Annotated in this window: 5 protein-coding genes and 1 riboswitch; of the genes, 3 read left to right on the top strand and 2 right to left on the bottom strand. The window is 43.4% G+C overall.

Annotated features, from left to right (window positions below; translation table 11 throughout):
* Positions 1 to 193: 193 nt before the first annotated feature.
* Entirely contained in the window at positions 194 to 772 is a 579-nt protein-coding gene (locus tag ISR87_04215; GenBank protein ID MBL7024639.1) for a rubrerythrin family protein, read from the bottom strand.
* A gap of 226 nt (positions 773 to 998) precedes the next feature.
* Positions 999 to 1,122, top strand: a riboswitch (molybdenum cofactor riboswitch).
* Between the two features lie 27 nt (positions 1,123 to 1,149).
* On the opposite strand from ISR87_04215, the gene ISR87_04210 reads away from it, so the two are divergent.
* Together ISR87_04210 and acs are read left to right on the top strand one after the other, a co-directional pair.
* Complete coding sequence (locus tag ISR87_04210) at positions 1,150 to 2,877, top strand: hypothetical protein (protein MBL7024638.1); 1,728 nt, start codon at positions 1,150 to 1,152, stop codon at positions 2,875 to 2,877.
* 157 nt (positions 2,878 to 3,034) lie between these two features.
* Complete coding sequence (gene acs / locus ISR87_04205) at positions 3,035 to 4,975, top strand: acetate--CoA ligase (protein MBL7024637.1); 1,941 nt, start codon at positions 3,035 to 3,037, stop codon at positions 4,973 to 4,975.
* Positions 4,976 to 5,437: 462 nt separating this feature from the next.
* On the opposite strand, the gene ISR87_04200 is transcribed toward acs, so the two are convergent.
* The gene (locus ISR87_04200; GenBank protein MBL7024636.1) at positions 5,438 to 5,869 is read right to left on the bottom strand and encodes an Hsp20/alpha crystallin family protein; all 432 of its coding nucleotides are present in this window, start codon (positions 5,867 to 5,869) and stop codon (positions 5,438 to 5,440) included.
* Between the two features lie 275 nt (positions 5,870 to 6,144).
* Between ISR87_04200 and ISR87_04195 the strand changes: the two genes are divergently transcribed.
* The gene (locus ISR87_04195; GenBank protein MBL7024635.1) at positions 6,145 to 7,302 is read left to right on the top strand and encodes a glycoside hydrolase family 3 protein; all 1,158 of its coding nucleotides are present in this window, start codon (positions 6,145 to 6,147) and stop codon (positions 7,300 to 7,302) included.
* Positions 7,303 to 7,304: the final 2 nt, after the last annotated feature.

The following is a 7,304-nucleotide window of genomic DNA, read 5'->3' as shown; positions in this document are numbered from 1 at the left end:
TCGGAAATTTGTCTTAAGCTTCCTTCAGATTCGCAGTCACCCACGACACCCTTGCTCTCGACTAGTGGTTGGAAACTACAATCCTCCACAGTGGACTTGCACCACCTAGTTATTAACCATGCACGGCACACTACCAAAAGAGGCCGCCTCAGGTTCTGAGACAGCCTCTTTTTATATCCATTGGGTTTGGAGCTTACCAGTTTTCGCCTAATAGCTCAAAGTACTCCTGTGGATGTAAACAGGCCGGGCAGGCTTTGGGTGCATCTTCCCCTTCATGGAGATAGCCACAGTTGATGCAACGCCAGACAACTTTGCCATTCCGTTTGAAAACACGACCCTCTTCAAGATTTTTAGCAAGATCTTTATAACGCTTTTCATGTTGTTTCTCAGCAATGGAAATGCTCTCAAAAGCAATAGCCACGGCTTTAAATCCCTCTTCACGAGCGATTTTTGCAAATTCTGGATACATGGTGGTCCACTCATACTCTTCACCTGCTGCTGCAGCCTGCAAGTTTTCAAGAGTGGTTCCGATTTTACCTGCAGGAAATGTCTCAGTGATTTCCAGATCACCACCTTCTAAAAATTTGAAGAAGCGTTTGGCATGTTCTTTCTCCTGGTTGGCGGTCTCTTCAAAAATTTGTGATATCTGAACCAGCCCTTCTTTTTTTGCAGCACTTGCAAAATAGGTATATCTATTTCTTGCCTGTGATTCACCGGCAAAGGCGATCAATAAATTTTTCTCGGTCTGTGTACCTTTGATACTAGTAGCCATTATATATCTCCTTTAATTGTTATGTCCTGAAGCATGCATAAAATCTGCCAAAGAGGATGATGCACCAAGTAAATATTGATCTCTAAATCTAGGCCCATACTATGCCGAATCCCATGTTTGAATAGAATCATTTTGTTCAGAATTAATTCAGACTAGATTCTGGACGATTCATGCTCTTGCCATGCTCTCTATGGATGCGTGGCTATAAATAAGGACTTCACCAAGAAGTCCACTCATTCTCTCAGCCGACAGACCTACGTCTTTTGTGGATATGGTCTCAGGCCGACACGGTTTTCTTGGAAATGAGGAAATCTGCTCCCGTATTTGGAAAGAGAAGATATGTTGGTAAAACAGATTTATCCGTCTCCGGTTCGCCGATGAATGCCTCAGGTCATCTATCCCCAGCCCAAGAAGAGGCAAAAATACTCCCTGATATCTGGCTTAAAGCGGCCATGCTTGGAAGTCTTTGGGCTTCAGTAGAAATAATTCTGGGTAGCTTTCTCCATAACCTGCACATCCCCTTTTCTGGGACTTTTCTGGCATCTGTTGGTTTGATTCTCATGATCAACGGCTACAAGTTGTGGCCAAAAAAGGGACTTTTCTGGCGTACTGCGCTTGTGACTGCCGCCATGAAGTCCATTTCTCCTTCTGCCATAATAATTGGACCCATGGTGGGCATCTTTATGGAGGGTGTCATCCTTGAAATATTGGTGCGATTTTTCAGGGGCAAATGGCCTGGCTTTGTCCTGGGGGGAGCACTGGCAGTTTCCTGGAGTCTTTTTCAGAAAATATTTGTGTTGCTCATGACTTACGGTCCTGATTTTGTGAAACTTTATGAACAACTCTATTTTATGGCCTCCAGAAGTTTTGGGTTTGAAGGTGACGCACCCTTTGATCTTGTCAAAGCAATCTTTGTAATCGATTTGACTTTTGGAGGACTTGTGGCGGGTCTTGCCTACAGGAAAATCCACACTCAGGGTACACTATCGTTTCCACAATCAAAATTTGATGCTGCTCCAAAGAAGGAAAATCTTCTGGTTGCGTCTGCTACCCAATCATATTCAATTCTTCTCTTTATTATAAATTTTATAGTCCTCATCCTGGGGCTTTCAACACTGGACGATTTCTCTCTCCCCATTGGGAGTCTTGTGGTGATCACATACGTCACCCTGAATATCTTCAGATACAATAGATCCTTGAAGCGCTTGAAAAGACCACAGCTCTGGTTACAATTGTTTGCCATGATGGGACTGTCGGGTTTACTCCTGGGAGGGTGGGATAGCACATCAGCCCTGCTGGTGGGGATTGAAACAGGTCTGGCTATGGCAATACGTGCTTTGCTGGTAATTTTCACATTTTCAGCTCTGAGCATCGAACTTAGGAATCCTGTCATCATGACCTGGTTCACCCGCATGGGGATGGGCGTTCTTTTTGAAGCAATCTCGCTGGCCTTCGAGGTCCTGCCCCGACTGTTGAAACGTGTTTCCGAGATAGATCGTATCTGGAGACACCCCTTCCGAACTTTAAGCCAGCTGTTAGCTGCGCTGGAGGATCTACGTCTGGAACACTACTCAGAAAAACCCAGGGTTATCATTTTAACCGGTAATCCAGGTGATGGAAAAACCGATATGGTTAAAGCTTTGATAAAAAATGAAATCCTACAAGATTTGAAATTTCGAGGATTCTATTCTGAAGGTATCTGGGTCCGTGGTGAAAGAGACTCCTATCGTGTGATGGATATTACCAGTCAAACCTCTGAGCTCCTTTGCGAAAGAAAGGAACCTGTAGGAGAATTAAAAGCTGGACCCTTTAATTTTCGGAAACCTGGGCTCGAGTTCGGCTGCAAAGTCCTGAATTTAATTACATCAGATCATTCTGAGAGTATCGTGATAATCGATGAGATTGGCCATCTAGAGTTAAAGGATCAAGGGTGGGGTCAGTGTATGAGTGACCTGGTCAACAGCAAGACCAGGATGATTTGGACGGTTCGTCCAAGCCTTCTGGATGCTGTTATCGCCAAATGGGGTTTAAACTACAAGGTTTTTGATGTTAAAAAATCTACGGAAGCACAAATAAGCAATTCAATCCGATCATTTCTCAAATAGCAGCCCCTAAATAAACCCCTATTTGTTACCAATTGATAGTTGCGTAAAAATAAATATTAATGCCACCATGGGTTGGTATTGAAAGGTTTGGCGCATTGTTTGCACATGCCAAAGAAGTCAAATATTATCATGGAAAAATGATCATAAGGGGTACGAAATGAGTGAGGTAACAAAATTTAATCCTGCTGCTGAATTCACAGCTAATGCACACATCAAGTCAATGGAACAATATCAGGAAATGTATGATCGCTCCGTAAATGACGAAGATGGATTCTGGGCTGAGCAAGCTGAGCGCTTAACATGGTTCAAGAAATGGGATACCGTGGCCAACTACGATATAGCCAATGCTGATATCAAGTGGTTTGAGGGCGGAAAACTCAATGTGAGCTACAATTGTCTGGATCGCCATGTTGAAGATGGATATGGCGAAAGAACAGCTTTGATCTGGGAAGGTAACAATCCCACTGAAGACAAAAAATTCACCTACAAAGAGCTTCTCGGCGATGTGCAAAAATTTGCCAATGTCCTCAAAGCGCACGGTGTCGTAAAAGGTGATCGTGTTTGTATCTATATGCAGATGATACCTGAACTATCTGTTGCCATGCTGGCCTGTTCTCGCATCGGTGCAATTCACTCAATCGTTTTTGGAGCTTTCAGCCCTGAATCGCTTCGGGATCGTATAAACGATTCAGAATGTAAAGTTCTCATCACACAGGATACAGGTGTCCGCGGTACCAAACTTGATATTCCCATGAAATCTAATGCTGATATTGCGTTGGCTGAGACTCCCTCCATTAAGACCTGTGTTGTTGTTAAACGTACTGGTGCTGAAGTGAACATGGAAAGCCCCAGAGATATCTGGTGGCATGAAGGTATGGCCACAGCCGATGCTGTTTGTGCACCAGAAGAAATGGATGCTGAAGATCCATTGTTTATTCTTTATACCTCTGGTTCAACTGGAAAACCAAAGGGTGTGCTTCACACCACGGGTGGATATCTGGTATATGCCTCGTTAACGCATGAACTGGTCTTCGATTATCATGAAGATGATGTTTACTGGTGTACAGCAGATATTGGTTGGGTAACTGGTCACTCCTACATCGTCTATGGACCACTGGCAAACCGTGCCATCACCATGATGTTTGAGGGTGTGCCAAATTATCCTGATTTCGGTCGTTTCTGGGATGTGGTTGACAAGCACAAAGTCACCCTTTTCTATACCGCTCCTACAGCACTCCGTGCCTTGATGCGTGAGGGGAATGAATGGGTGGAAACCCGTGATCTTTCATCCCTTCGTTTGTTGGGTACTGTTGGTGAAACTATCAAGTCTCCTGAATGGAACTGGTATTATAACATTGTTGGCAAGGGTAAATGTCCCATTGTAGATACCTGGTGGCAAACTGAGACAGGCGGAATTCTTATTACTCCTCTGCCTGGTATTACTCCCTTAAAACCTGGTAGTGCTACAATTCCCTTCTTTGGTGTTCAACCAGTACTGCTCACTGAAAACGGTAAAGAGATCGAAGGGAATGATAAGTCTGGTTTATTGGCCATGAAAGCTGCCTGGCCGGGCATGATGAGAACCCTTTATGGTGATCATGATCGTTTCAAACTAGCTTATTTTTCAATGTTCCCAGGTTACTACTTTACAGGTGATGGTGCTCGTCGTGATGCTGACGGTGACTACTGGATTACTGGACGTGTAGATGATGTCTTGAATATTTCTGGACATAGAATTGGAACCGCCGAAGTTGAAGGCGCTATTGGTAAAGCCAAGGGTGTTGCTGAAGCTGCTGTTGTTGGCTTCCCCCATGATATCAAGGGCCAGGGAATTTATGCCTATGTCACTTTGATGGCTGGTGTGGAAGGTTCTGATGAAATTATAGCAGGTATCATTGCATCTGTTAAAAAAGAAATTGGACCTCACGCTAAACCAGATAAGATTCAGTTTACACCGGCATTACCCAAGACACGTTCTGGGAAGATCATGCGTCGAATTCTACGCAAGATCGCCGAGAATGAGGTTGATAGTCTGGGTGACATTTCCACTCTTGCAGATCCATCTGTAGTGGATAGTCTGGTTGCTGAACGTAAGTAGGACTATACTATAAGAATAAAAAAGAGGCTGTCCCAAAAGGGCGGCCTCTTTTTTTGTATTTTATAGGGGTATAGGGGCGAACTCCCACTAAAGTTAGCTTCAAAAATTTGGCCACTGAGCATGCGGACAAGGCCAAAGCGTTGATTTATTTTACTCTCACATCTAATCGATCTACACCCCATGGGTTTCGATAGACAAGTCTCACGAAGATTACGAATCTACACAAAACTATTCGTTCCTTTCGTTTATTTCGTTGTAAAAAAATGAGAGTTAAGCTTTTGCTTGGGCCATATCCAATTTCTTGATGAAAATGGAGCTATATAGATATAACTCATGACATTTTAGAGAACTTTGAACCAAACATCCCTATATACCACAAGAGACCGCCTCAGATTCTGAGACAGCCTCTTTTTTGGTGGTTTGACCTTTAGTGTGAATTCTAACTGATAGAATCCACACAGTTTATTTGACTGTGACGGCAATCTCCTTGGGAAGAGCTTCCTTGGTCTTAGGTATGCTCAAGGTTAGAATGCCGCTCTTGTATTCGGCAGCGATCTTATCTGTGTTCACATTTTCCGGAAGTTCTATATTTCTTTCATAACTTCCTCGTGCGATCTCACGTGTAAGGTACTTCGGACCCTCATCCTCTTTGACCTCTGCCTTTGTTGCCTTAAGGTTGAGAGTGTTGCTTTTCACTGAGACAGTGATATCATCCTTTTCAAAACCAGGTAATGAGAAGGACAATTCGAAGTTCTTTTCTGATTCCACAGCATCCATTGCTGGTCGCCACAGACTATTTCTCTGGGTGTCAAAATTCATATCTTCAAAAAAGTTGTTCAACATGTGGTCGAAACTTCTATTGATTCTTGGGCGGGCTACTTTTACTAGTGTCATGGTGTTATCTCCTTTTATCGTTTAATTCTTGTCCGTCACTCAAACACGGTCATTCTATATTCGAATCCCGTGCCATTGTGATATTTGCGCCATAATGGCGCATCTGCCTGTTTTTATGTTGTTATATTTGACGCATGCATGCCATAATGGCTTGATATCGTTTGTTGCCATTGTGTTGGTGGCAGGAATGGCAGACTTTTTAATCAATAATTAATGTCGCAATCTTCCCGCAAATACTTGATAGTTTTCATAAACTCGTCTAGTTTCATGCCCTTATGAATCATTACAGTAAGCTCTCCTACCTTTCAAAGACCGCAGTTCATTTCATACTGGCAGGTTTCATTGCCCTTGTCGCAAATGGCCAGACGCAAGCTCTACCTTATTCAACTGATCCAGTAGCACTGGAACAGAAAATTGGTCAAATGATAATGGTTGGAATTCGAGGAGCCCACTTGAATGCTGATGCTATGGAGTTGACACGTCGTCAGATTACGAATGGAGAGATTGGTGGAATAATCTTCTTCAAACATAACATCAAGAACAGTCGGCAGTTTCGCATCTTTGTGAAAAGTATTAAGTCTCTCACTGTAGAACAGCCCTTACTCCTTGCTGTTGATGAAGAGGGTGGTCTGGTGAGGAGACTTCGCAAGCTTCAGGGGTTTGAAGAATTTCCGTCAGCCGCTCATGTAGGTGCAAACCTGAGTCTCGACGAAACCTATATCCTATATTCTCGTATGGCAAAGCAGATTCATCAAGCCGGTCTTAATTTAAACCTGGCGCCTGTTGTGGATGTAAATGTCAATCGAATCTCACCAGCCATTGGTCAGCTCAACCGGAGTTTCTCAAGGAACCCAGGAGATGTGTTCGATTATAGCGATGCCTTTATTCGAGCACATAATAATGCTGGTGTATTAACAACCCTCAAACATTATCCCGGTCATGGAAGTTCAAGAGAGGACTCGCACAACGGTATAACTGATATCACCAGTACGTGGAGATCGTCGGAGCAAGTACCTTTCCAACGCTTAATTGATTCGGCCAAAGTCAATATGATTATGGCAGGACATCTCATGGATAAAGGTGTTGATTCAAAATATCCTGCATCAATTTCTAAGTCGCATATACAGGTTACCCTGAGAGATGAGATGGGCTACAACGGCGTGGTCATTACAGATGACCTCCAGATGGGTGCAATAATCAAGCGCTTTGAATTGGAAGAAATTATCGTTGCTGCCATTAATGCCGGCTGTGATATACTTCAGTTCTCTGATCCTATGGATCTTGACCAAAATCTTCCACTGAGAATTAATGAGATTGTTCTTGATGCAATTGAGAATGGTCAGATAGATCCACAGCGCATTCATGAGTCATATGCCCGCATCATTGATCTCAAAACCAGGCTACCTGTTGGCCTGAATCAAACTTCAGATTAAGG

It is taken from the genome of Candidatus Neomarinimicrobiota bacterium (assembly GCA_016784545.1).
GTDB lineage: Bacteria > Fidelibacterota > UBA8477 > UBA8477 > JABMPR01 > JABMPR01.
Note: the sequence above shows the minus strand (reverse complement) of the source record. Positions and strands in the feature narration are given on the sequence as shown.

What these genes read in the sequence shown, in the direction of transcription:
- ISR87_04195 (MBL7024635.1), top strand. Translation starts at nt 6,145, where the DNA reads ATGAATCATTACAGTAAGCTCTCCTACCTTTCAAAGACCGCAGTTCAT.
- ISR87_04210 (MBL7024638.1), top strand. Translation starts at nt 1,150, where the DNA reads ATGAATGCCTCAGGTCATCTATCCCCAGCCCAAGAAGAGGCAAAAATA.
- ISR87_04215 (MBL7024639.1), bottom strand. Translation starts at nt 772, where the DNA reads ATGGCTACTAGTATCAAAGGTACACAGACCGAGAAAAATTTATTGATC.
- ISR87_04200 (MBL7024636.1), bottom strand. Translation starts at nt 5,869, where the DNA reads ATGACACTAGTAAAAGTAGCCCGCCCAAGAATCAATAGAAGTTTCGAC.
- acs (MBL7024637.1), top strand. Translation starts at nt 3,035, where the DNA reads ATGAGTGAGGTAACAAAATTTAATCCTGCTGCTGAATTCACAGCTAAT.